The sequence below is a fragment of the Candidatus Nitrosocosmicus agrestis genome, from assembly GCF_008389435.1.
Taxonomy (GTDB): domain Archaea; phylum Thermoproteota; class Nitrososphaeria; order Nitrososphaerales; family Nitrososphaeraceae; genus Nitrosocosmicus; species Nitrosocosmicus agrestis.
This window is the reverse complement of record NZ_VUYS01000002.1, coordinates 38,579-61,128: the sequence shown is the minus strand read 5'-3', so window position 1 is coordinate 61,128 and position 22,550 is coordinate 38,579. Positions and strand designations below refer to the sequence as shown.

Below are 22,550 nucleotides of genomic sequence, written 5' to 3'. Positions count from 1 at the left end.
GTACGTTGGAGTCCTACTGCTTAGAATACCTAATTATGACATGTTAGATATCTCATTATCACCCTTTATGAAGAGACCTGAGCCATCTGTAGAAGACTCAACTGTGAACCCTTTATCATTAGTTATCAATTTTTTCGGTTGATGTTCAATATTAGTCTGTGAATATCTAACATATCAGACTAGTAGGGAATTTTTCCAAACCTTTCAATTCAAAATAATTAATTTGTATAATATATTGTGACTCTTACCTCTCTTTCATAATTTAATAATGCAGTTCTTGGATTAAACTTACCTTTTACCTTTAATATTTAATATTAAATTTTGTTTCGAATTCTGTGATATTATCAATTCAATCCTTTGGTATTAGAACATACTGAGATAATTAAAGAAGATAGGTGAAGAAAGCTGAGTAAACTATATCAAATTAATTCTGATGATGACAAAACTCAAAGAATCAACAATGATGAGTTCAAAATTTAAGTATCAATCGTGGTTATAGTACGTTGATATAACTATACATATTTGGTCATCATAATTGTATTAATAGAATGTTTACAGCTACACAAAATCGATCCTATTGTATACTTGATCCATGTGAGGGAATCGTGTTTCCTATATCTGACTATGTATTGCGTAAAGATGCAGGGTCTTGTCCTGTTAATCCAGATACGTCGAGTGACGATAACTTTACTTTGTTGTACTGTTATACGGGAAATAGTTCAACCTCGTGGAGGAATAGAAAATGAGCGCGATTATTATCGGCATATTTATAATATTTGTGATAATGGGGATACAAAACGCAATGGCACAAAATAGCTCAGATTACAAAAAAGGCTATGATGAAGGCGTAAAAGATGCCCATGCAATGGTATTTCATCAGATAAAGCTTTCAAATTATAATGCTTCAGAAAGCTTCGGACAAGGATATATAGATGGATGGAGGGCAACCTGCCCAGAAATGGGGTTGGCTTTAGGACCCAACGGTCCATGTGAGTCATCTATGGACGTAGGTACCCCCTGATTTTTATTTAGGCCTTAACACCTGGTACAATTTCGACTACACTCATATCACTGAACTTTGCACCGTCACAATCACATCTGAATTCAATTGTATGGTTCGATGGTATTTGAGTTGTATTCTTTCCATGATCATCATGCCACATTCCATCACTTCCTTTGGATCCCCATGATGTGAAATTCCACTCTGCTACTTTTTCCCAATTGTTACCAGTAGCCGTTTTATCTATCCACATCTCATGGTGTCCACCATCATTTGTTTTCCAGACTATACTCTTGACTCCAATCTTTGCACCTTTTACACTACCGATATTAGCAAATACTTTAGTGGGCTTTGGGCTACTGGTGTACGGATGAAATCCCTCGCCCATACGACCAACTTTTCCACTCTGGTTTACACAACCTATCTCAAAACAACTGTTATCGTTATCACTGTGTTTTCCACCCCAGTGTTTTATCGTAAGCTCATCGCCACATTTACAATCCGTAGTAAATTGAACTACTACAGTTGCTTCTTGATTAATAAAGCCTACATGATCAAAATCCCCCCGTCTGGAAGCTGCAGCATGACCACTGCAATGAATATTCTGAACGTGGTTTATGCCTTCAGCTTTTTTTCCAGTCATCTTATAAATAGTCTTAATTCCATTATCTCCATCATTTCCAGTAACTTCACATTGATTCTTAAGGTAATTCCACACTTTTCCATTCCCACACTCAAGTTGTTTGGACTTGTGAAATTCTATAAATTGTTCTGCATCAGCCTGAGTTTGGAATTTATGAGCTACATTTACCTCATTTTTGTCTACAACTTTGAATAAGTTTGGATCGTCTTGCATATTGGTAACTTTCCAATTATTTGGATCAAGGTTAGCGCCCCAACCGTTTGGTTTAACATGTTCATTTATTGACATTGTATTTCTTATTTAGACTTACTTATTATAAAACGTTTCTGTATGATTTGGGGTTTATATGGCAATATTGATGAATATTGAGATAGTATGTATATGAAACCACTTTATTATTTATTAATAGTTTATAACTCTGTTAGTTATGGAGAATAAGTGTCAACGGATTCCATCCTATGCGTATATATTGAGAATCTTTTATAAATTAAATGTTACCGATTATAGTAAAGTGGTGGACGTCTAAGGCCCTAGTTTCACAAACTTAATTCAGGAAAGTTTTGAAATTTCTACTATAAAATAAGGAGTTTTCCCATATCTTTTAGTGTTGGAGACAGGGTTACAGAATAAGCATGCTTTACTCATGTAATATTTCTAGAATATGCGTAAGGACATCCTTTTAACTATCGATATTTTAGATGTTCGTCTGCTCTTTTCCAAGACTGATTCTTAACATCCGATAGTAAAAAATGTTTGATACTGTCCTGATAGCCCAATAATAATTGTAACTAAAAAATTTTTTGTTGGTAGTTGAAATAAACATTCAACTAAAATAATTTCATAAAATTATACTCGAACTTCTAGAATTTGTAAAAAATTTACCGACTAGAACACACAATAATAGTATTGTCCGTATATGCGAGATCAAAAATTATTCATGTATTTGTGTTGTAAAATGCTAGTCTATTCAGAACAAATCCTGCAATCGTAATTCGAATCTATGCAGAAAAATTTAAATATTTACCAATAAATTACAAAAGCATACAAAAACAAGAGTTGTTTTTTTTTGTGTTATTTTTCCACCAGTATCATTATGTTAACATCATTTGTCATTGGTAACACTGGCCTGGTATTTTCTCAGGAAAACTATTATTCATACAGCAATTCGGACACAGATGAGTCAAATGTTTCAGATTCATCTTCACCCAATAAAACATCGGAAGGTTCTCCACAAAATACTCTCGATGGTACCAAGGTGCCTAAAAACGATGAGTCGAGTGTGGGATTTAGCGAAATATCAAATTCCTGCAGCATCAAGAAGTTTGCAAATACCACAGCCATACCAGAAACCCTGACAATAGACACGGAAAAAACACGGTATACGCCAGGGCAATTCGTAAGAATATTTACATTCGTATTTGATAAACAAGGGTGTCCTGCTGACGCGTTTGTTAACATTAAAGTATCTGAAATTTATGGTGAAAAAAATGTGATCATTGATAAATCTTTCCATACTTCAGGAATTTATGATGACAACTTTGGAGCTATATTTGAAAAGAGGGGAGATTATCGAATTCAGGGGACCCTTGTAGGAACGAACATAGATAACACTTCACCTCTAATAAAGTCGGAGACAACCGTTAATATTACGGAATTCTTCGAAACTAGACCTTTCTACATAATGCTTATTGCATTTCTGTCATTCATTGGACTTATTCTTTCCATTACTCTATTATCTAGTACTATTGCAACAGAAGTACTTAGATTTGTATTCATAACTGGAATGGTTATGCCTATACTTTTTGGATTTGCATTCGTAGATCAACCTTTTGGTTCTGGTGCTCCGGTAGGATTGGTTCAGAAAGGAATTCCAGGAGGATCTGTTAAACACGATGGTGGTGAATGGATGTTTAACATAGGTGGTGATTTTCGTTCGGGTTATGCTACTGGTATTCAGATTCCTTTGTATGTGATCATATTTGGCATGATCGGTGGATATCTAAGATTTTTGTATGAAACATCAAATAGGATCAAAAAGATAAGAGATGAATTTGAAAATGGAAAAACTGAAACTATTAAAACCCGACTAAACAAAATCACCTTCCACAAGAAATCTCACGTCCAGTCCTTTTATCAGTCGTTAGAAGATTTATCATTGCTGTTTTTGGCCCCTGTCTTAGCAGTCGCGATGTATTTTCTGGTTACTATAATCGGACTTGGTAACTATAATGCCGTGTATACTATATCGGTAATCAGTTTAGCGGTTGGATTAATAACGGATGAGGTAATACGTGCATTGATTAAATTTGCAAATTCTAGGTTAGGTATAAAACCAGAGCCTGATGGGGAAGTAAAACCAGAGCCTGATGGGGAAGTAAAACCAGAGCCTGATGGGGAAGTAAAACCAGAGCCTGATGGGGAAGTAAAACCAGAGCCTGATGGGGAAGTAAAACCAGAGCCTGATGGGGAAGTAAAACCAGAGCCTGATGGGGAAGTAAAACCAGAGCCTGATGGGGAAGTAAAACCAGAGCCTGATGGGGAAGTAAAACCAGAGCCTGATGGGGAAGTAAAACCAGAGCCTGATGGGGAAGTAAAACCAGAGCCTGATGGAAGAAAAAAATCAAAAAAAAGTCCTTAAAGGCCAAGGGGGGTGAATTAATGAGTCGTTTTTATTTACAAGTAGGGAAACAGGGCGATAATTATGGATACTCCATTTCCTAAATTCCAATAATTGGAACATAATTTATTCATTGATTTAAATTTTTGACTTTGTCACTATATAATATTGGTTTGTATATTTCATCATAACCTCTGACTTATATTTTATCCTACTGAAAATCTCTTAGATTGGGGTAGCTTACACTATAGTTTTATTTCTTCATTATCATCACATATCTTAAGTTCAAGGGAGATAAAATAATGCAATTTAATCAGTTAGGCTTGCAAATTATCTAACATATATTTTAAAATGGGTTTCAGAATTACAAATTCAATAAATTCTATTTGAACAAGGATAATCGTTTTATGTTGAAAATGTTCCAAATGATATATATTAACAAGGTTTAATCAATTGTGGAAATGACATCATATTCGAATCCTTATACCGTGCGAAACTTTGTTTCACAGAATACCGTCTATACAATGTATTTACATAAAAGATAGTTGAACGTTCTGCCAGATTGCAAAAAGACTCATTCATTTAACCTGTAAACTAGATTCAAACTTTCCTATTTTATAGTAATTAAATAGGTTGCTTGTCTAATTTCAAACATCTTGCATATTAAGCATATTGTAATCATAAAAATTTTGAGATTAGGTCTCCTGTTTATCATAGTTGTAAATAAACTTAGTTTTTGTGGTTCCATTGAGGTTAACAATAGATTCACATTGGATTTTTTTATAAAGATCTTCAATTACTTCGATTGATGGCCCACTAAATGGATTTTCTGTATTATTATTGTTTATATCAGAGTTTTTCAAAGAGACTTCTATATCAAATTCCTCTATTATTGGTTTCATTTCTGCAATTTTTTTTAGATCACTTTCTAAATACCATATACTGAGTTCCATCTTAGCTTGTATGTTGTCTTCAAATAATATTTCCCCTAATTCATATGTAATTTCTTGTACTTTTAATCCATTTACATTAGTGAGAGTTTTATCTCCTAAAACATCCAGTTTTATGCTAGGAAATATGGATAGTACATCCTCACAGATTGCATCTTTGAATCTGGCCAGATATTTATCTTCCTTAAATTCTAGTTCAGTAGAAAGAGAAAACTGACTTCCATATTCAGAAATAATATCCTCTTCAAATATATTTTTCTCTTCTATTTTGAACTCCTCCTGAGGTGAGTTGGGTTGCAGATTATAACTTAATGTTTTGTCTTTATCTAATGTCCTTATCTTAAATGTTACATCATGCTCAAATTTTCCGTTATCTTTTTTCTTTTTCTTGACTCTTACTGTGAAACTATTGTTCTTGTAAAAGTCATGTTCTACTGTATCTAAGTACCACACAGTCCTTTCCTTTGGTTTTCCATAACTTGGTATAAATTTAAGCTTCAAATCATTGGTAGCTTTTTCTATAACCTTCGCTATAACCTCATTATGCGATTCACTTACAGGGAACCTGGTGGAATCTAGTATCAATTTATATTCCTTGGAGTCTAATTGTTTGATATTGGCATTTATTTGCATATTATAACAATACAATATATTTATTTAAATGTTTTGATATGGATAATAAAACCGATTTTGTTAGTTTCAGATCGATGAAATTCAAATATGGAGACTGTGGCCATTTGCCTTTTTAACATGCAATTTACATCTTACAAATACAAGGTATTGGGTTTTATTAACAATATATATAAATAACAGACTATTACAATAGATGTATGGAAATACTAACAGAACCAGTAAAACCCGCAAGTGGTCGCGATCAAAGAGATAAGGATCCTCGAATGGAACCTGATGCTTGGGTTATCATGCGAATGAATAATCCCTCTGACAAGTGGAAAATTACCGACGGAGAAACAAATATTGCTGATATGTTTGATTCAAAAGAAGATGCCTTACAATACAAGACTTGGCTTGAATGGGATTTAACAGTCCATCCTCCGGATGTCTCACGTTCATCAATTGCGCTAAAATATACTAAAAAACAAGGAGGTCAGGAGGCAACAAAATTTTCAGGTCCAAAATATTCAGAACATGGTGACGATAATAAGCCGAGAAATTCATTATACTCAAAACCTAAGGATGCCTTTAGTGCTACAAACGGACAGATAGCTGGATATGTACGCATGAAATTAAGGCGAAAAGATCAAATCTTGTACAAAGTCATGTCTGGGGGGCATGGTGATGATCACAGTATGGGAGGAAGATGTTATGGATGCGGGTTTGAAATAGATGGTGACGAGACAAAAATTCATGCAGTTAAAGAGATCAATCATCCAACTACACCAAGAATTACAAATAAGGTGGAAAAATTATTTACTGGTAATCTGCCACCGCTCAATAATAAAACAGTGGGTTATAGGATAAATCACTGGGTAAACAGTGAAGGTCATACCGTTGTAGAATTTGATGCAGACTTTTCAATATTGGATATCCCACCAAAAGACATTACTGTAGCTCCAAACAAATGGCAGCCTATATTTAGATTCATTGATAAAGGTAATTGGGATCTGTCCCGTGCAAATAATAGTAATCAAAAGAAGAACGAAAATGCAAATATCAAAGAGAACTCTGGTATAACCTACGGCGGTGGTGAACTTGGATACTATTTTAGGGCTGATGAAGTAAAAGAAGGAGACGGATCCGCAAGTCAAGAACAAGCTGTCGAAATAGTAGCTCCAAACTGAGCTCCTTTTTTTATACTTTAAATATTTGGAAGTCTATACTCTGAAAATAAAGTTTATTGTTAACTTGAATCTTCTAACGTATCTGTAATCTACCGAACCCTTATACCATACGGAACTTAATCCCACCGAATCAGCTACTTATATATGGTAACAATTTTATCTGGGTTGCAGAAAGAGGAGAACAATATATGTGTCAGATTGAATACAATGAATCAGTTTTATTGCTATGAAAATAATTGATAGGTTACAGACCAGCTGCATTATAACCACCAGTTTTTGTTACGCTTCTTTGGAATACTTAACTAAAAAATTTCGAATAATACTTGGCGAATTGACCAAATGAAATGGGCTTCCTTCCTATAATCTGTTCTACGGTTGCTGTAATCTGTGATCCATAGCCTCCTCTAATTTTTCTGAATAGTTCTAATACAATATTAACAAACCAGTCGTCTATCTTCATTAGTCTCATCCCTTTTCTTGCATCTTCTTCCGATACATTTTTGTAGGATATCCTTTTCCCTGCCTCCATAGAAAGTATTTCTGCCGCTTGACTATATGATAACATGTCGCCACCGGTTATCTCGTATGCTTTATTTACGTGCTGCGATCCTATTGTCCCACTGTAACTCATAAGGGTCTTTACTGCGATGGTCGCGACATCTCGAGCGTCTACAAAACCTAACTTTGAATCGGCTGCAGGAGCATAGAATGAGCCTTGAGTTCTTATTGTATGACCAAACTGGGTTATGAAATTCTGCATGAATGCATTAGGACGCAAAAAAGTATAGGGGATTCCTGATTCTTCAATTATTTTTTCCTCTTCTTTATGTAATCGTAAGATCGTAGATTCGGGATCAGATTCAGCACCCATGGTCGATAATTTTACTATATGTTTTATGTCATTTCTCTTTGCTTCTTTTATTAAATCAGAGGTCAGGTCAGTCATGTTAGGAATAAGTAACGTTTGCAAGAACAATTTGTCTACCTTATCTAATGCATTTGATATAGTTTCCTTCTTAGTATAATCCATATTAGTTATCTCGACCATCCCATTTCTAAATTCAATATTACCAGATTTATTTCTTGAATGAACAGCTGCCCTGATGTGGTGATTTGAATATTCCAGTGATTCTCTTGAAATAAACTGCTTTACCACTTCGCTGCCAACAGTTCCAGTTGCACCAGTCACTAAAATAATTGTCCTTTTTTTTTGTATTGTTATTATTGCTCATGTATGTGTTATACAATGAAGTTAATTAGACTTGGTGGGAGAGCCACTGCCATATTCGGACACTGACTTGAGTATGTAATATGTAATGTAGTGTTATTGCTAAAAGAATTAACCATGAGTATAGATTAGATAAAATGGATTTAAAAATAATAGGCTTATTGGCAACAGATTGCCGTTTATCTTATGAAAGAATTGGTTCTACTGTTAACTTAACGAGAAATAGTGTAAAAACACGAATCAAAAAAATGGTATCTGAGGGTGTAATCCAGGAGTTTATAGCCGACATCAATTTTACAATGATAGGTTATAGAATTTGTTATATAATAACGAAGCAAAGTCGAGAAGATGAATATCCAAATCACAATAACAGTATTAAAAGCAACAATGACCGTAGTACCAGAAAAATAGTCATTGATAAGATTGTTCAGATTGGTGATATTCTCGCTGAAATTGAGATATTAGGAGGGGTTTCTATATTTTGTGTATCTATTAGAGAAGTAAACGGGGCCAAAGAAAATGTGCTGGATGACCAGATTGTGAATTCATTATTTACCATAGACTTTATAGAAAAGGTAATTCGGATAAAAAAATAACAAAAGTGTTGAATCAAAAATATATGATCTAAAGGATCCACAGAAGCCTTACCTAACATCAACAGATTTAAAAGTATTAAGATACCTAATTTCAAATCTACAGCTTAGACTTGCAGATATAAGTAATATCATATCTGTTTCCACAAAGACTGTTAACAGAACTCTCAGTAAATTAAAAGATGATGGAATGATAAGATTTTCTGTAATCTGTGATCCTAAATCTATGAAGGGATTTGTTGCATTTGGGTTGTTAATTTATCTTGGCCAAGAGGATGATGAAATAGGGATAGGAGAACAAAAAAAGAATACGAAACCTACTTCTACTAAAATTCTAGAATTGCTTTATAGCGAGTTTTCTGACTATTCATTTTTGCGATCTCCTATTATTAGTCATGATGATATTATCCTTCTATCTGTATATGGCAATGATGTATTTGCAATTGATTTAATGCATAAGAGAGTTATATCATTCAAAAACGTTACGAGGGCAGAGATATACATGTTTACTGCTATCAAATATTATAAAGAATGGATAATGGGGGATATTGATTACAAACTAAAATTGAATTCCAATTCCAAATTTCTGTCATGATTATACCATATCCTTCGCAAACAGCTTATGTTATGTGAATTATCTTTTGCAAAATTCCTTTGGTCTATGCATAATGTGGAAATATATATGTGAAAGTTTAAGTATCGATATGGTTTATGTAAAATGTTTCAGAAAATGACTCAAATCTAAATGCAATTACATCTTGCTTTAAATTTGAAAATAGGTTATTATTTTATTTTATGCACTCGTGTAACTTTTCACATGATTTCCACCGAACACGCTACTAACATTTGGTAATTATAATATATAATTGTAAGAAATAACTTTCATGAAATTAAAGTTTTAATTTATATATTCGTCTGACATGGGCCTACCCAGTTAAAGGATATATGCTTACTAGATCTGTCCTCTCTAGTCCACTTAAAACTCATTGTATTTGCTTTATCTTTTACAGATGTTCCTCATGCCACAACACCACCATCTAAACCAACTATCTATCCTATGGATTATTTGTTTGGAAATTGTACTCTATTCAGGTTATTATACCTATGAGGACGGTGGTCAGAAATCTCCAAGGAAAGAAACATTTTTAATGCTGAGTGGATTCCGTTATGCGTTGTTAGAGACTATGAGAAGCATGTTGTATCCACCGATGGCGGTGGTGCATAGTATCAATCACAAGACTGCGAATTTCTAAAAATGGAACATTGCAATCAATCCCTTTTTTTGGCAAACAATAAAAAAGATTGATTGTAAAAAAAGATACAATATATCAAAGGTAGAACGGAAGATATCGATGCCTACCCTTCCATGTAAAATAAAGAACTGCAAACTAATGCACATAAAGAATTGGGTGAATCTATTATGTATCAACATAACAGGGATATAATTAACGCTTAAGTTAACAGCACCATCAAATCTTCCGAATGTTCAAATATGTCTAAATTCAACAATAGCTAAACTTATGAAATTTGGTGGCAATCTAATACACTATCACTCCATGTATCTTTTTGTTGTTATGTTTGTGTTTTTGTTGACATTTACAATTATTGCTAGTCAAGTTGCTCATGGTAAGCAAGAGTCTTCATTTAATGGGATAAATTTCTCAAAGCCTGTCGATGTATATAGTAATAAGGAAGGGATATTGGATACTTCCCTAATTGTTGAAGCGAAGCAAGGTACGATTGGAAACCAACCAATCACAGCGTTGGTGTATAACGGATCACTCATGGCACCAACGTTACACATTAAACCCGGAGAACGACTGGTGGTAAATCTTGTTAACAAGATAGATGAAACTAACATACATTATCACGGTTTCCATGTGTCGCCGATGGGTAGCTCCGACAACGTCTTTCGTGTAGTTGAAACTGGACAAACCGGGAGGTACGTGCTAGATATACCTATCGATCATCCATCAGGAACTTTCTGGTACCATCCACACATCCATGGTCTCGCTACAACTCAAGTAGGCAGCGGGATGTCAGGTCTGATCGAAATCGAAGGTTTGAAAGACTTGTTACCTACTTCCTTACACAATATAACTGAGCAAACTGTGGCTTTGAAGGCTTTTCCATGGAATCTGAACGGAACTTCAATGAATCCAATATATAAGTGGGCAGATTACCTTACTGTTAATGGTCAGATTAATCCTATTATAGATATTTCATCAGGGGAGACTCAACTTTGGAAACTTGCAAATATTGATCCTGCTACGTATTACAATATAACACTACCCGGTCACATCTTCGAGGTGATAGCAGAAGATGGTAACCCGGTCTGGGAAGTTTGGAAAGCAAAAAGCCTCTTACTTCCTGCTGGCAAGAGATTTGATGTGTTGGTTACTGGAGGAGAGAATGGAACTTATCCTCTACTGTCACTCCCATATAACCGCTCTGGATTTTCTCCGACCTCAGAGGTAAATCTGGCTACGGTAAATGTGCATGACAAAGAAGGGTCAGAGACGCCCGAAGTCGCTCCTTCGAGTTTAGCACTAAGACACGATCTTGAAGGCGCACAGATCACGGCTAATCGTACACTAGTCTTTGATGGCTCACCAAACAACAATACTGCTAACCGATTTGGTGACGTGGGAACTAACCAGATAAATGGTAAAGTCTTTGATCATAATCGAGTCGACTACACCGTCAAGCTAGGTGATGTAGAGGAGTGGACCCTCAAAAATACCGATGACGAAGATCATACATTTCACATCCATATCAATGACTTTCAGGTAATGTCAGTAAACGGTCAACCTTATAATGCACATAGTTTGCAGGACATGGTAGTCATTCCACAAGGTGGTGAAGTTGTGATTCGTATTCCATTTACAGATTTTGTTGGAAAATTTTTCTTTCACTGCCACATTCTCCCACATGAAGACACTGGTATGATGGGTGTAATTGAGGTGGTCGACCCATTCACACCACAGGATTAATTGAGCAGTTCGAAATTGTGTTAATGGTATTTAACAAGAATCATTATTTTTGACTATTACTTTTTTTCCTTTATCGCCGAAGAAATATTATCTGAACTAACATGAATAATCTCTGTGATCTGATAACAACTTTTTGTTAAATGATCTTTGATATTTTAGTTTACTGCTTTCTGATTCTCTTATACCGAGTTTGACTCACAAAATAAGCAAAATATGTGTTGTTACTCCATACTAATTAACCAAGGATCTGATGAGTTGAATATGAATTTCATTTAAATGAGCATACCACATAGAATGTCTAAACAATTCTTATTATGATATTTGTGAATAATCTTTTGATGCTGTTGATATTGCATGAAATTCGATTCATCATAATTGCTTTGCTTTGTGGTGGATTCTTGACCTCTTTTATTCCGTTTATTTTTGCTGAACCTTCCATTGTAGATCATTCATTAAAGATCGAACTGATTGCAGAGGGACTCTCATCACCAACTAGTATGGCTTTTGTTGATTCTCAAAATATACTAGTGTTGGAAAAAAATAGTGGAGATGTAAGATTGGTCTCTAGTGGTTACTTAAAAGAACAACCTGTTTTAGAACTAGATGTTGATTCTACAACCTTGACCTGCTGTAGAGGATTGCTCGGCATTGCAGTTAATAACCTAGGTTATACCGGCGGTAATAAACAAGTCTTTCTCTACTTTACTGCAGCAGCAGCCGGTAAAAATGATAACCCGATCTTGAACAAAGTTAACAAGTATGATTGGGATGGCAAAAACCTTCTAAATCCACTTAACATTTTGAATTTACCTGCAACACCCGGACCAAATCATCCCGGAGGTAAACTAACACTGGATAAAAAAGAAGGTAAGCTATATGCAGTGATCGGAGACCTTAACAACGTAGGTTTACTCCAAAATACAAAAAATAATAATAACAACAATAAGGATCTTACAGACAGCTCTGTTATCATAAGAATCAATTCAACGGATGGTTCGGCCCCACCCGATAACCCTTTTGCAAGCATCAAAGATGCTTTTCCTGCAAGTCAGGTTGAGAAATACTATGGATATGGGATAAGAAACAGCTTTGGATTAGCAATAGACCCAGTGACCAATAACTTGTGGGATACAGAAAACGGGGATAAGGATTTTGATGAAATAAACCTAGTGCAACCTGGGTTCAATAGCGGCTGGAAAAAATTAATGGGGCCAATCTCACAAAGCGATATCGCAGATGGTGATTTGGTCAAACTTGCCGGTTCGAAATATGCAGACCCGGTTTTCAGTTGGAAACCTTCTCTGGGTGTTACAGATATAGAATTTTTTGATTCTAAAAACTTTGGAGATACATATGAAAATAATGTATTTGTAGGTGACATAAACAATGGCAATGTATATTATTTTAAAGTAAATGGTAGTAGAACTGGTTTAGAGTTCAATAACTCAGATATCAAAACCGATCTAGTGGCAAACAATAAAGAAAAAGATGAACTGGTGTGGGGTAGTGGATTTAAAGGTATTACTGATTTAGAGACAGGACCAGACGGTAACCTATATGTTCTAACGTTTGATGAATCCAGGAATGGAGAAGGAAAAATTTATCGAATTTCAATGAACTGAGCCTGGGTCATTGATCATTTTGACACTGTGTTCATCAAACTTTTTTCAAAAATGCGTCAACAGTTTCTATCATATGTTTAATTGATTTTATGGGTTCTTCCTTTCGCGTCTTGCAGTTATGATGAATAAGCATCTCGTAAAGCATTATAGTAGATCTATTGAGTAATTAGCATCGATTGGAATTTACATGACACATTGATAGTTATTGACTTGAAATTAACTTTTAGCATTACAAATATTACAAATAAAAATGGATATTTTATGAAATTTCGATATTAGTTAATTCCGTAAGAGATCTAATATTATCTGATGTATTTTTTTGAATATGGTTATCTCCAATAGTATACTCAATATGTCAAAATAATGATGATAATTTGAAAATAATAGACATCTTGAGTAATTGAACGGATATCAAAATATCATAAAAAAAGACAACAAATTATTTGATTTTGAAATTGGTTTTAGTTTTTAATCATACATTCTTACAAGGACTCCTCATATCTCTGACTATTTCTTATTGACCAATCTGTTGGGCTTTGCGGCAGGAGGAAAACAAGACAAGAAATCACAGCCATATGATTGAGGATTTATTTTCTCTTTTGTAGTTCCTACTTCCATAATCCAATCGCAACTTATTCCAAGTTTATGATGATGCTTCTCTACGGCTTCTTTATCTGGTACATCAAGTAAACAGAATAATTTGTCTTCTTTATTGTAGATAAGATTCTCATGGGTTACCCCAAATTCATCTCTAGGTGAGTTTTGAACATGTTTAAGCTTCTCCCCATCTAATGATCCCATTATATGTGTATCTATAAATTTTGGGATATGATGAAGTAAAAATTCTGGTATTGATATCTATTTAGCAATTACAATAAGTTATTCAAACCTGTTAAAACCTAAAGAAGAATAACGGACTTTTTGCATAATTGATGAAAATAGTTTTATTTACTTTTATCATATGTGTAGATATCCTTTACTTTTGATATCCTAGGACAGCTTATCCAGAAAGCCAATATCTAAATATTTCACAAATACAGGTAAGGCTGTTTGTCTCCATCTGGTCATAGCTAACGTTGATCTGAATCCTAGACCCTGTGAAAATCCACTCGATTTCCACCGAACTAGATACTAATTATAGTAACAGTATAATTAACTTAGGAACGCAAATTTTAATCAAAATTCATTCAGAAAATTGACTCTCTGAGATTCATTAGTTATGTTAATTTTGATCATTCTAGATGGTTGCAGATATTTTACATTTTGGTAAGACATTCTACTAATTACCTCTGCCGATGTTGTTGTAATGATAAAAGGCGACTTTAACCGGACTTGAGGTTACTTTTCCCTCAGGTTGAAATGGCTTTGAGAATATTGACAGTGACAATGTAAAAACAGTATCGGTATCAATACCGCCCCAATCGTCGACTTCATCTTCTTCATCCTCGCCTTCAGTTTCAGTCACGGTAAACAATCCGAATAATTCTCCTTCTAAATCCAATAATCCGCCAACTCAAAACCCTGCCGGCAATGGACCCGCTGGAGGAGGAACAGGAAATAACCCTGCCGGCAATGGACCCGCTGGAGGAAATAACCACAACCCCAACCCTAATGCTAAACTTCTCAAACCAGACAACGACAAAGATGGTATTGCCGATGACATTGATAATTGTCCAAAAACATCAAATCCGAATCAACAAGATACCAACAAGGATGGTATAGGAGATGCTTGTCAGTCAGTAGACGTAGATGGCGATGGAATAAGTAATAATGTCGACAACTGCAAATTTGTTTCTAATGGAGACCAAAAAGACTCTGACGGCGATGGCATAGGCGACGCTTGCGAGAAGGACAATACTGACTTTGATAAAGACGGTATAGTAGATTCGAAGGACAATTGCGAATTTCAACCTAACCCCGACCAAAAAGATTCTGATAATGATAAGAGAGGCGATGCATGCGATACGGTGGTTGGTAGCCAGTTTGCTGGACCAGGATTAACTGATTCCGATAAAGACGGAAAACTTGACAATGAGGACAACTTTCCTTCCACTGTGAACCCCGACCAAAAAGATTCTGATGGCGATGGCATAGGCGACGCATGTGAAATTGTTGATTCTACTTCTGATAGTACCACACCACCACCACCATCATCATTCATCATCGACAACAGGATCAACAACTTCAACAACTTCAACAGAAACCGTAGACAAAGACGCCGATGGTGTAGATGACTCTAAAGACAACTGCTTCCAACCTAACCCCGACCAAAAAGATAGTGATTCTGATGGCATAGGCGACGAATGTGACCTTACACCAAATGGTCCTGTAGCTGGAGGAACAACTTCTTCTTCTACTACTACACCCCCGACCACAGAGACTACACCGCCAACATCGACAGATAACACCAATGTTCTCTGGGGTGACTATTTCTATGTTAATCCTTGCAAAACAAATCCTAATGATCCAGCATGTACAGCACTACCACCATCATCTCCAAGTACTACAACAGAAATACCCTCAGCAACTCTTCTAACTCCACAAGAACAATCTGCAGATTCAGACTCTGATGGGGTCATAGATAGTGAGGATAACTGTCCGTCATTATCCAATTCAGATCAATCAGATTCTGATGGCGACGGTCTTGGCGACGTCTGCGATATTGAAGATAATACTATTTCAGATACTGGACAAGCAATATCAGAGGGAGATGGTCAAACTGAAAACGCTGATACAAGTGAGCAAACAAACAATGATGGGGCAGATAGTGATAGTGACAGTGGTAACAATGATAATAGTCAAAATGGCAATGGAGAAGACAACGATGGTGGTGGTGCTGGAGATGAAGATAATGGCGGAGATGATGGTGGTGGCGGTGGTGAAAACAGCGATAACAGTGATGGAGAAGGTGACAATAATGAAGGCTAATAGATGAATCTTTATTTGGTTAAAAAGAATGATGAGATTTAAAGTATCGTAAGTGAGTAAATCGAGTCAAATTTGTTTCACATATCGCCGAACCCGCAATGATATATACACTAACATATCAAATTTGGACTACAAATGTCGAAAGGCAATTGTTAGTTTCCGACTTATCTCCAATCATTTTCCGGAGAAACGAGATGTATTTCATATTACAGATGAACAATTTGATGAGAATTCTGGATTATACAATAAGATGGAGTCTAATCTTTGTATACCTAGTTATCAGGGCAGAGAACTTGATGTCAATATAACTCGAACTATTGGATTACCCCATAATTATACAGTCAGAGAAGAGTTTATCCGATGCGGTAAATGTCCGCCTGGAAAATGTAAATCGTGTTCCCATAGGCCCCACTATTACTCATATTGGAGGGAAAATCAACAAGATGAGAGAAAACCTAAAGTTAGAAAGAATTTTTTAGGGACTTTTGATCCGAGACTATAGAAAGTTTATTTCAATCAGATTGAATTATGTTATAACTATTATGGTCATTTTAAACTAAAATTAATCATTCTTTGAGAAGATATTTATCAAAGATTCAAAAAGATACTCTATTTTTATTGGGTGTTAAATAAATAGAGATATGGCTCATAGCCAGAACATACATTGGGAAAATGTAGTTAAGAATGAGACAAAGAGGTTTAACGACACTGATATAGATGATGTCCAAGAAATAAAGGAAGACAATGTAATTACAAAAGCGCGTATGGTTGTCAAAGATGTTTTTTCTATACCCGGGTATTTCTTGGAGGAAAATAATGACAGTCACAAATTATTGATCAAGGTAACAAAGGACGAAACTGAAACACTCAACAACATAAAGGCGTAATTCCGTGAATAATCCAGAGGAAAACAAAATCGATGAATCAATAGAACTAAACAAAATAGACAAAAAATCAAAAACCCCTCCTACCGAATCCTCATCGATTAAATATGATGAATGGCTCAAGTTGGGTGAATCCATAGGAGACGTAATTACATCGAAATGGAATTCACAGAAAAAACCTGGTAAGGTATATGTAAAAAATAGGCGTTTTCATCACGGAGAAGTTGGAACAGCAATGGGAATAGCTGACGCTTTTAAAGATTCCAATCCAGGGATTACTGGTTTAAAATCCGGTATAGGAAAAAGTCTCGTTAAAGACGATATAGCAGATAAGGATAAGTGGTTTACGTTTAGAAAAAAAGAAGAGGATAAGGATGAGGAAAAATAAGGTAACCTGAATTAACTAAGATTATGTTAGATATTCTATGTGATTTAGATAATGCTAATTTTTATATTCTGTTTTAGATGTATTACTTTTATTCACATTATTGATTATGAGATAAGTGTCGATGTTAAATGTCCTGAATGTCATTGAGATGATTGTTTAGTTCCTGATGCTGACAATCTTGATAGAACATACCGTAGATAGATGAGTATCCATTAATCGTTACCAACCACTCCATTAGTTATACTCAATTTGTTACCTTAGTATACTATTATTACCTTAGTACAATGAAGCAGAATAGAAAATAAAAGGAAATAAAACCTTACAGGCAAACTTGGCCTCGCGCGTTCTGAAGTCTTCACTCTCTTCACCGTCTTCATTCTTGCTAACCAATAGTTGATTAGAATTTAGAAAACTAAAAAACTATTGACTCGCTGTTGGGTGATAGAAAAGAAATATCTTTTTTAGTATTAAGATTATATAATACTTTTAGCGTCGCTTAATAAGTTTGAATCGCTAATCTATATTGATACTCTTAATGTCCCTATCACACCCGCGTAATGCGAGCCCAATTCGTATTACCAAGTCTATTGAATATAATGTGGATGAAGATGAGTATCTTGTAACTTCATTTAAAACTGGAGAAAAGTATCAGGTTTTTAGACTAAATAAGATATGGGTTTGCAGTTGCAAATCATTTTTATATAATAAAGAAAGGATGGCAGAAGGATGTAAACATACTCGAAGAATTCAAATAGTTGATTTTGCTCGAAAAATTGGATATGATTTAAAATAAAACCTTTGACGAAAAAGATAGGGATGTCACACAATTTCAAGTATTTTCAAAATATTCTGATATGATTCACACAAGTTGTAATCCATATCAGCGACGTTAGAGGATTATTTTGATAACAAAATAGAGATATAACCATAGGGTAATAATTCTTAATTCTCATCTTTTAAAAAAATCTATTTCGTTTTCATCCTCACAATCGAGACTGCAGAAATAATCACCATTGTCTATTTTGAAAGTAACAGTCAGATAAAGATCTTTAGAAATCTATTATGAGAAATTATTTTTTGAACATGAATCACAGTATTTTTCTATAATGGTAGCTCCATCTACAGTGAAAACCGCTTCTTGAGTAGCCTTGTTACCGCAAATTACACAGGGTTTTATATTTCCGTTTTCTTCCACGAATGGCCTCATTGACGAGAATTTTTTATAAGAATATAAAGACCTAGTTTTAGGTTGAGTATTTTCTTCGCTTATCACATTATATGTATATATTTTGTCTCTATTAAGTAAGTCATGACGCATATCGATGATAAATGACTTTAATCGTTACTATGAACAATAATATAGAGCTTTCAGCTAGTTATAGTTGATAATACACAGATAGATAGGGATTTTGAATTTGACTATTACCACATAGTAGAAATGAATTTTCTAGTGTGGTATAGACCTAACACAGGGTCTGTTTGGATTATGTATGAACTTTATAGTAATTAGAATTCGAAGATGATTCAAGTTAATTGATAAATATTGACCCATGTGGATATCCTCATGATTTTTATGAACCCACATACCATACGGAACTTAATCCTGACAAAGACGCTACTAATTTTAGTGACGACATGCGATATGTTTATCATGTCAAATTAATGCAAAGTGAATGGTAGTTAAAAAAAATATTATACTACCTATAATTGAGTGGATAAATTAAGAATTTAAACCGCCTAGTTGATATATCATAAAATATCATTGTTTCTTAATAGCAGGCTGAACTAAAAGGTGCCCTTTTTTCATTATCGGATCTGAAAGTTCTTGTGAGAAAACTAATGAGCTATCCACTGACAACCTTATCACATGATGCATCCGTTTTAGACGCCATCAAACTCATGCATGAAAGCAAGATTAGAAGAGTAATTATCTTGGATGGAATTACACTTGCAGGTATCGTAACTGAACTTGACATGTTCAAACTACTCGTGAATAATAAAGAACTGATTACTACTATTATATCTGGTGATTTTCTAATACCTCATAAAGATTTATACCAAGATTTTTCACGCTTTTGGTTTAGCAATTCTTTTTACAAATAAAAGTAAAGAAGGAGGACAGATCATGTGAAATTCTTATAGTGCCCTACATAACTGTATGTTGTTGGCTGTTGATAGGTTCAAAGTTATTCATTATAAATTCCCATGCAAGTGAGAGAACTATCGGGCATTCAATAAAGTAATTTTCGGTCAAATTTTCCAACTGCAAGTATTTACCAACGGAAATATTGTTAAAATATTTTCCATTAAATTCTGCTGTAACTTTGAAATCCTTCTTTTTATAATTATCACTCAAGGATTCCCTAAATTGTTGCTTCATTAATTACTTTTTTTACTTGATGCTTCATTATCTATATTGTCAAGCCTCCAATGCCACCCAGTTTGCCAACAGTTTTGAATATTAGCGTTCTTCAAATAATCTTAAGATATTGAGATCGTTTTGTCATCATTAAAGAATATCCAAAGTTTATAATACCGATCCGGATGAAGTTTATCTTCTTCTCTATAAGACAAATCATGGGCTTCATCAAGCCATACCTTTATTTTATATATCGTAAATCGATAGTTAGAATCATCAAATGATACCTTTATCTGTGATTTTATTTAATTCCAACCTTTAGACGTCATTTACCCTATATGTGGCAAATTCATTCCACTCCATGTCTAATGAAATGCTGTTATCATCTTCATCTGCTTTTGATTTTGGAATATCATATCGTTGTTCGTAATCCCCAAAAACTATTATCTTTTTATCAGTCGTTTCCATCGCAAATCCCACAAAACTCTCGTCAGATAGCCTGACTTTTTTATTAAACAAGGAATTAGGAAATATATCTAAAGCGGTTTGATGAGTTCTGCCCCCAGATAAATCTATTTCAAAACCTGGATTGGAGGATATTAAAATATCATTTCTGTTTAGATAATACTTTATTAATTTACCATTGTCAAATAATGAAATCATAAATCATTACCTAAATTACTTCACAATAACATCAGAAGGTTTATTATCACAAAAAACAATTTTAGATTCGCCTTCTATTTTATGAGACGCAATAACTTTGTAAAGTAAAGGTATTGACATCATTAAACCATAAGCGTATTTTTTGTTTTGCACATATAATATATACATTTTGTACCTAATAAGGAAATCATTGCGTATCTCGCTTAAAGTCCGTGTTGTTCTTCAATTCAACACTAATTACAACCGGATTCCTTTGATTGTCTGCACATAGACAATATGTCATTTCACTATGGAGTAATATTTCAATAATGGATATCATCGATATAATTGATTAAACTACTTCGGTTTTGATTGATGTAATATATTCACAAAATATTGAATAGTTTTTGTCTATATTTTTGTAAAGTTAATAGCAACTTTGACGTAATAAGTATATGGAAGTAATGAAATAGTATGCCTATGCTCATGTTAAAATGTAAAACTTGCGGTATTATTTTTAGTGCTGTATACGTAGCGGACGTTGATAAATTTAAGGCCCAATCCGCCGATGAGCCAAATTTAATGCATGTTTGCTCCAGAGGTCACTCAAATCAGTATTTGCAAGAGAATTACATAGACTTGTCTTGAATATCCATATTCATATAATATTGCCTAGTTTGTTACGTAATTTAACATCTAATTCAGAATATATTACAATTATTCTGCAATAATAATTATAGACAATGTCCCTAAAGTAGATAATTTATAAAAGAAACATGTTATTTATTTGATTTTAAAGTAGTTCTCTAAATAATGGACTATCCTTAATATAATATAGAATCTAATGATATTTGATAGTTATTGGTAGATCTCATCTATGGAATGGGTATAACTGATATAATTAGAGATTTTCCGGCTCATTTTAATATGCTCTCTAAATACATGGCAATAAAACTTTTAAAATCAAAGCCTTTCATTTACGGTTCTGCAGATATTATTAATGTATGTAACCTTCATTGCTCTCATTGTTATTGGTGGAAAACACGAAGAAATGAAAAAAACGAACTAAGCGTGGAAGATTGGAGGAAGTTAATTAATGAAACATTCAAGAAGCATAATGTCTATGTGGTAACTTTAGTAGGAGGAGAACCATTAATGAGACAAGATGTTATCAAAACATTCTGTGATGAAATGCCTAGACGTGTTTGTGTAGTCACAAATGGTACTTATCCGCTCCCACGTTTTGATAAACTCTATTTTTACTGGGTCTCTTTAGACGGTACTGAACAAATACACGATAGCATAAGGGGAAAAGGATCCTATGAAAAAACAAAGAAGAATATCCTTGACTATATAAAAGGACCGTCAAGAAATGGCAAACCTGCGTGGAAAGATATATGGATCACAATGACTATTAATTCCCTAAACTACAAAACTATAGAGGATTTGATAGCAGAATGGAAAGGGACTATAAATAAGATTGGATTCCAGTTCCATACTCCATTTGCTGATAATGATCCTCTATGGCTTCCCTTTGGTGAGATTAGGAATAAAGTAATTGATACAATAATCCAATTACACAAAAAATATCCTGAATTCATAATGAATACCGAAAAACAACTTCAACTAATGAAAGGAACATGGGGCGGTGTCAGCACTACTCCAGTTGACTGCCCGTCTTGGGCCATTCTCTCTGTAGATCATAAAGGAAAGACAAAACATCCTTGTTGCATAGGGAGTTCTGATTCTAAGGCACTAAAGCCAATATGTGAAAAATGTGGTGTAGGATGCTATTCCATACTAGTAGCACAAGGACTAAAGAACTAATAACAAAAAGATTATTATTGTTAATGAGTATAATGTGCTTTTCCGCATCTACAAAGCTTTAATAATTAGAATTTTAA

At 34.4% G+C, this 22,550-nt stretch carries 26 protein-coding genes and 1 pseudogene; 18 read left to right on the top strand and 9 right to left on the bottom strand.

What is annotated here, in order from left to right:
* Window positions 1-548: 548 nt before the first annotated feature.
* Window positions 549-746, top strand: a complete 198-nt coding sequence (locus F1Z66_RS01230) for a hypothetical protein (RefSeq protein ID WP_149861788.1) — start codon at window positions 549-551, stop codon at window positions 744-746.
* A complete protein-coding gene (locus F1Z66_RS01225; protein ID WP_149861787.1) occupies window positions 743-1,021 on the top strand; it encodes a hypothetical protein in 279 nt (92 codons plus the stop codon). The genes F1Z66_RS01230 and F1Z66_RS01225 overlap by 4 nt, the downstream gene beginning before the upstream one ends.
* Window positions 1,022-1,028: 7 nt before the next feature.
* On the opposite strand, the gene F1Z66_RS01220 is transcribed toward F1Z66_RS01225, so the two are convergent.
* Entirely contained in the window at window positions 1,029-1,931 is a 903-nt protein-coding gene (locus tag F1Z66_RS01220) for a hypothetical protein (protein ID WP_149861786.1), read from the bottom strand.
* 805 nt (window positions 1,932-2,736) lie between these two features.
* Here F1Z66_RS01220 and F1Z66_RS15145 point away from each other — a divergent pair.
* Window positions 2,737-4,281, top strand: coding sequence for a procyclic acidic repetitive family protein (locus tag F1Z66_RS15145; RefSeq protein WP_195907443.1), 1,545 nt, complete (start codon window positions 2,737-2,739; stop codon window positions 4,279-4,281).
* A 674-nt stretch (window positions 4,282-4,955) separates the two neighbouring features.
* Here F1Z66_RS15145 and F1Z66_RS01210 read toward each other — a convergent pair.
* Window positions 4,956-5,843: a hypothetical protein gene (locus tag F1Z66_RS01210; RefSeq protein ID WP_149861785.1), complete on the bottom strand. Its 888-nt coding sequence runs from the start codon at window positions 5,841-5,843 to the stop codon at window positions 4,956-4,958.
* 197 nt (window positions 5,844-6,040) lie between these two features.
* On the opposite strand from F1Z66_RS01210, the gene F1Z66_RS01205 reads away from it, so the two are divergent.
* Window positions 6,041-7,009 carry a hypothetical protein gene (locus F1Z66_RS01205; RefSeq protein ID WP_149861784.1) on the top strand — a complete coding sequence of 323 codons (969 nt, stop codon included), beginning with the start codon at window positions 6,041-6,043 and terminating at the stop codon, window positions 7,007-7,009.
* Window positions 7,010-7,307: 298 nt separating this feature from the next.
* Here F1Z66_RS01205 and F1Z66_RS01200 read toward each other — a convergent pair whose 3' ends face one another.
* The gene (locus F1Z66_RS01200) at window positions 7,308-8,198 is read right to left on the bottom strand and encodes an SDR family oxidoreductase (RefSeq protein WP_159357384.1); all 891 of its coding nucleotides are present in this window, start codon (window positions 8,196-8,198) and stop codon (window positions 7,308-7,310) included.
* A 176-nt stretch (window positions 8,199-8,374) separates the two neighbouring features.
* Here F1Z66_RS01200 and F1Z66_RS01195 point away from each other — a divergent pair, with 176 nt between their 5' ends.
* The 6 genes and pseudogenes from F1Z66_RS01195 to F1Z66_RS01175 all read left to right on the top strand — a co-directional run bounded on the left by F1Z66_RS01195 (window position 8,375) and on the right by F1Z66_RS01175 (window position 13,445).
* Complete coding sequence (locus F1Z66_RS01195; RefSeq protein ID WP_149861782.1) at window positions 8,375-8,833, top strand: Lrp/AsnC family transcriptional regulator; 459 nt, start codon at window positions 8,375-8,377, stop codon at window positions 8,831-8,833.
* A gap of 19 nt (window positions 8,834-8,852) precedes the next feature.
* A pseudogene (locus tag F1Z66_RS16355) lies at window positions 8,853-9,017 on the top strand (winged helix-turn-helix domain-containing protein); the annotation flags it as partial.
* A 3-nt stretch (window positions 9,018-9,020) separates the two neighbouring features.
* Window positions 9,021-9,425 (top strand): hypothetical protein, encoded by a 405-nt coding sequence (locus F1Z66_RS01190; protein ID WP_230207397.1) that lies wholly within the window; start codon window positions 9,021-9,023, stop codon window positions 9,423-9,425.
* A 475-nt stretch (window positions 9,426-9,900) separates the two neighbouring features.
* The gene (locus F1Z66_RS01185) at window positions 9,901-10,083 is read left to right on the top strand and encodes a hypothetical protein (RefSeq protein ID WP_149861780.1); all 183 of its coding nucleotides are present in this window, start codon (window positions 9,901-9,903) and stop codon (window positions 10,081-10,083) included.
* Between the two features lie 336 nt (window positions 10,084-10,419).
* The gene (locus F1Z66_RS01180) at window positions 10,420-11,823 is read left to right on the top strand and encodes a multicopper oxidase family protein (RefSeq protein ID WP_195907442.1); all 1,404 of its coding nucleotides are present in this window, start codon (window positions 10,420-10,422) and stop codon (window positions 11,821-11,823) included.
* A 398-nt stretch (window positions 11,824-12,221) separates the two neighbouring features.
* The gene (locus F1Z66_RS01175; RefSeq protein ID WP_159357382.1) at window positions 12,222-13,445 is read left to right on the top strand and encodes a PQQ-dependent sugar dehydrogenase; all 1,224 of its coding nucleotides are present in this window, start codon (window positions 12,222-12,224) and stop codon (window positions 13,443-13,445) included.
* A 507-nt stretch (window positions 13,446-13,952) separates the two neighbouring features.
* Here the strand turns inward: F1Z66_RS01175 and F1Z66_RS01170 are convergent.
* From F1Z66_RS01170 to F1Z66_RS15960, 3 genes are all read right to left on the bottom strand, one after another.
* On the bottom strand, window positions 13,953-14,246 hold the full coding sequence (locus F1Z66_RS01170) for a nickel-binding protein (protein WP_201448540.1): 294 nt from the start codon (window positions 14,244-14,246) through the stop codon (window positions 13,953-13,955).
* Between the two features lie 478 nt (window positions 14,247-14,724).
* On the bottom strand, window positions 14,725-14,946 hold the full coding sequence (locus F1Z66_RS15965) for a hypothetical protein (RefSeq protein WP_230207396.1): 222 nt from the start codon (window positions 14,944-14,946) through the stop codon (window positions 14,725-14,727).
* 12 nt (window positions 14,947-14,958) lie between these two features.
* Window positions 14,959-15,108, bottom strand: coding sequence for a hypothetical protein (locus tag F1Z66_RS15960; RefSeq protein ID WP_230207395.1), 150 nt, complete (start codon window positions 15,106-15,108; stop codon window positions 14,959-14,961).
* Here F1Z66_RS15960 and F1Z66_RS15950 point away from each other — a divergent pair.
* From F1Z66_RS15950 to F1Z66_RS01145, 5 genes are all read left to right on the top strand, one after another.
* On the top strand, window positions 15,095-15,679 hold the full coding sequence (locus F1Z66_RS15950) for a thrombospondin type 3 repeat-containing protein (RefSeq protein ID WP_438502935.1): 585 nt from the start codon (window positions 15,095-15,097) through the stop codon (window positions 15,677-15,679). The two genes, F1Z66_RS15960 and F1Z66_RS15950, sit on opposite strands and share 14 nt — an antisense overlap.
* A 746-nt stretch (window positions 15,680-16,425) precedes the next feature.
* A complete protein-coding gene (locus F1Z66_RS01160; protein WP_149861776.1) occupies window positions 16,426-16,875 on the top strand; it encodes a hypothetical protein in 450 nt (149 codons plus the stop codon).
* A 139-nt stretch (window positions 16,876-17,014) separates the two neighbouring features.
* On the top strand, window positions 17,015-17,260 hold the full coding sequence (locus F1Z66_RS01155) for a hypothetical protein (protein ID WP_149861775.1): 246 nt from the start codon (window positions 17,015-17,017) through the stop codon (window positions 17,258-17,260).
* Window positions 17,261-17,264: 4 nt separating this feature from the next.
* Window positions 17,265-17,645 carry a hypothetical protein gene (locus tag F1Z66_RS01150; protein WP_149861774.1) on the top strand — a complete coding sequence of 127 codons (381 nt, stop codon included), beginning with the start codon at window positions 17,265-17,267 and terminating at the stop codon, window positions 17,643-17,645.
* A gap of 535 nt (window positions 17,646-18,180) precedes the next feature.
* Entirely contained in the window at window positions 18,181-18,438 is a 258-nt protein-coding gene (locus tag F1Z66_RS01145; RefSeq protein WP_149861773.1) for a hypothetical protein, read from the top strand.
* 267 nt (window positions 18,439-18,705) lie between these two features.
* On the opposite strand, the gene F1Z66_RS15745 is transcribed toward F1Z66_RS01145, so the two are convergent.
* Window positions 18,706-18,918: a hypothetical protein gene (locus F1Z66_RS15745; protein WP_159357381.1), complete on the bottom strand. Its 213-nt coding sequence runs from the start codon at window positions 18,916-18,918 to the stop codon at window positions 18,706-18,708.
* Window positions 18,919-19,178: 260 nt separating this feature from the next.
* Here F1Z66_RS15745 and F1Z66_RS15140 point away from each other — a divergent pair, with 260 nt between their 5' ends.
* Both F1Z66_RS15140 and F1Z66_RS01140 read left to right on the top strand, forming a co-directional pair.
* Window positions 19,179-19,325, top strand: a complete 147-nt coding sequence (locus tag F1Z66_RS15140; protein WP_154670461.1) for a hypothetical protein — start codon at window positions 19,179-19,181, stop codon at window positions 19,323-19,325.
* Window positions 19,326-19,484: 159 nt separating this feature from the next.
* Window positions 19,485-19,748: a CBS domain-containing protein gene (locus F1Z66_RS01140; RefSeq protein WP_149861772.1), complete on the top strand. Its 264-nt coding sequence runs from the start codon at window positions 19,485-19,487 to the stop codon at window positions 19,746-19,748.
* Between the two features lie 43 nt (window positions 19,749-19,791).
* Here F1Z66_RS01140 and F1Z66_RS01135 read toward each other — a convergent pair whose 3' ends face one another.
* A complete protein-coding gene (locus F1Z66_RS01135) occupies window positions 19,792-20,001 on the bottom strand; it encodes a hypothetical protein (protein WP_149861771.1) in 210 nt (69 codons plus the stop codon).
* 321 nt (window positions 20,002-20,322) lie between these two features.
* On the bottom strand, window positions 20,323-20,667 hold the full coding sequence (locus tag F1Z66_RS01130; RefSeq protein ID WP_149861770.1) for a hypothetical protein: 345 nt from the start codon (window positions 20,665-20,667) through the stop codon (window positions 20,323-20,325).
* Window positions 20,668-21,507: 840 nt separating this feature from the next.
* On the opposite strand from F1Z66_RS01130, the gene F1Z66_RS01125 reads away from it, so the two are divergent.
* Entirely contained in the window at window positions 21,508-22,473 is a 966-nt protein-coding gene (locus tag F1Z66_RS01125; protein WP_201448538.1) for a radical SAM protein, read from the top strand.
* The last annotated feature ends 77 nt before the right edge of the window (window positions 22,474-22,550 follow it).

What these genes read in the sequence shown, in the direction of transcription:
- F1Z66_RS01230 (WP_149861788.1), top strand. Translation starts at nt 549, where the DNA reads ATGTTTACAGCTACACAAAATCGATCCTATTGTATACTTGATCCATGT.
- F1Z66_RS01225 (WP_149861787.1), top strand. Translation starts at nt 743, where the DNA reads ATGAGCGCGATTATTATCGGCATATTTATAATATTTGTGATAATGGGG.
- F1Z66_RS01220 (WP_149861786.1), bottom strand. Translation starts at nt 1,931, where the DNA reads ATGTCAATAAATGAACATGTTAAACCAAACGGTTGGGGCGCTAACCTT.
- F1Z66_RS15145 (WP_195907443.1), top strand. Translation starts at nt 2,737, where the DNA reads ATGTTAACATCATTTGTCATTGGTAACACTGGCCTGGTATTTTCTCAG.
- F1Z66_RS01210 (WP_149861785.1), bottom strand. Translation starts at nt 5,843, where the DNA reads ATGCAAATAAATGCCAATATCAAACAATTAGACTCCAAGGAATATAAA.
- F1Z66_RS01205 (WP_149861784.1), top strand. Translation starts at nt 6,041, where the DNA reads ATGGAAATACTAACAGAACCAGTAAAACCCGCAAGTGGTCGCGATCAA.
- F1Z66_RS01195 (WP_149861782.1), top strand. Translation starts at nt 8,375, where the DNA reads ATGGATTTAAAAATAATAGGCTTATTGGCAACAGATTGCCGTTTATCT.
- F1Z66_RS01190 (WP_230207397.1), top strand. Translation starts at nt 9,021, where the DNA reads ATGATAAGATTTTCTGTAATCTGTGATCCTAAATCTATGAAGGGATTT.
- F1Z66_RS01170 (WP_201448540.1), bottom strand. Translation starts at nt 14,246, where the DNA reads ATGGGATCATTAGATGGGGAGAAGCTTAAACATGTTCAAAACTCACCT.
- F1Z66_RS15960 (WP_230207395.1), bottom strand. Translation starts at nt 15,108, where the DNA reads ATGTCATCGGCAATACCATCTTTGTCGTTGTCTGGTTTGAGAAGTTTA.
- F1Z66_RS01155 (WP_149861775.1), top strand. Translation starts at nt 17,015, where the DNA reads ATGGCTCATAGCCAGAACATACATTGGGAAAATGTAGTTAAGAATGAG.
- F1Z66_RS01145 (WP_149861773.1), top strand. Translation starts at nt 18,181, where the DNA reads ATGTCCCTATCACACCCGCGTAATGCGAGCCCAATTCGTATTACCAAG.
- F1Z66_RS01140 (WP_149861772.1), top strand. Translation starts at nt 19,485, where the DNA reads ATGAGCTATCCACTGACAACCTTATCACATGATGCATCCGTTTTAGAC.
- F1Z66_RS01130 (WP_149861770.1), bottom strand. Translation starts at nt 20,667, where the DNA reads ATGATTTCATTATTTGACAATGGTAAATTAATAAAGTATTATCTAAAC.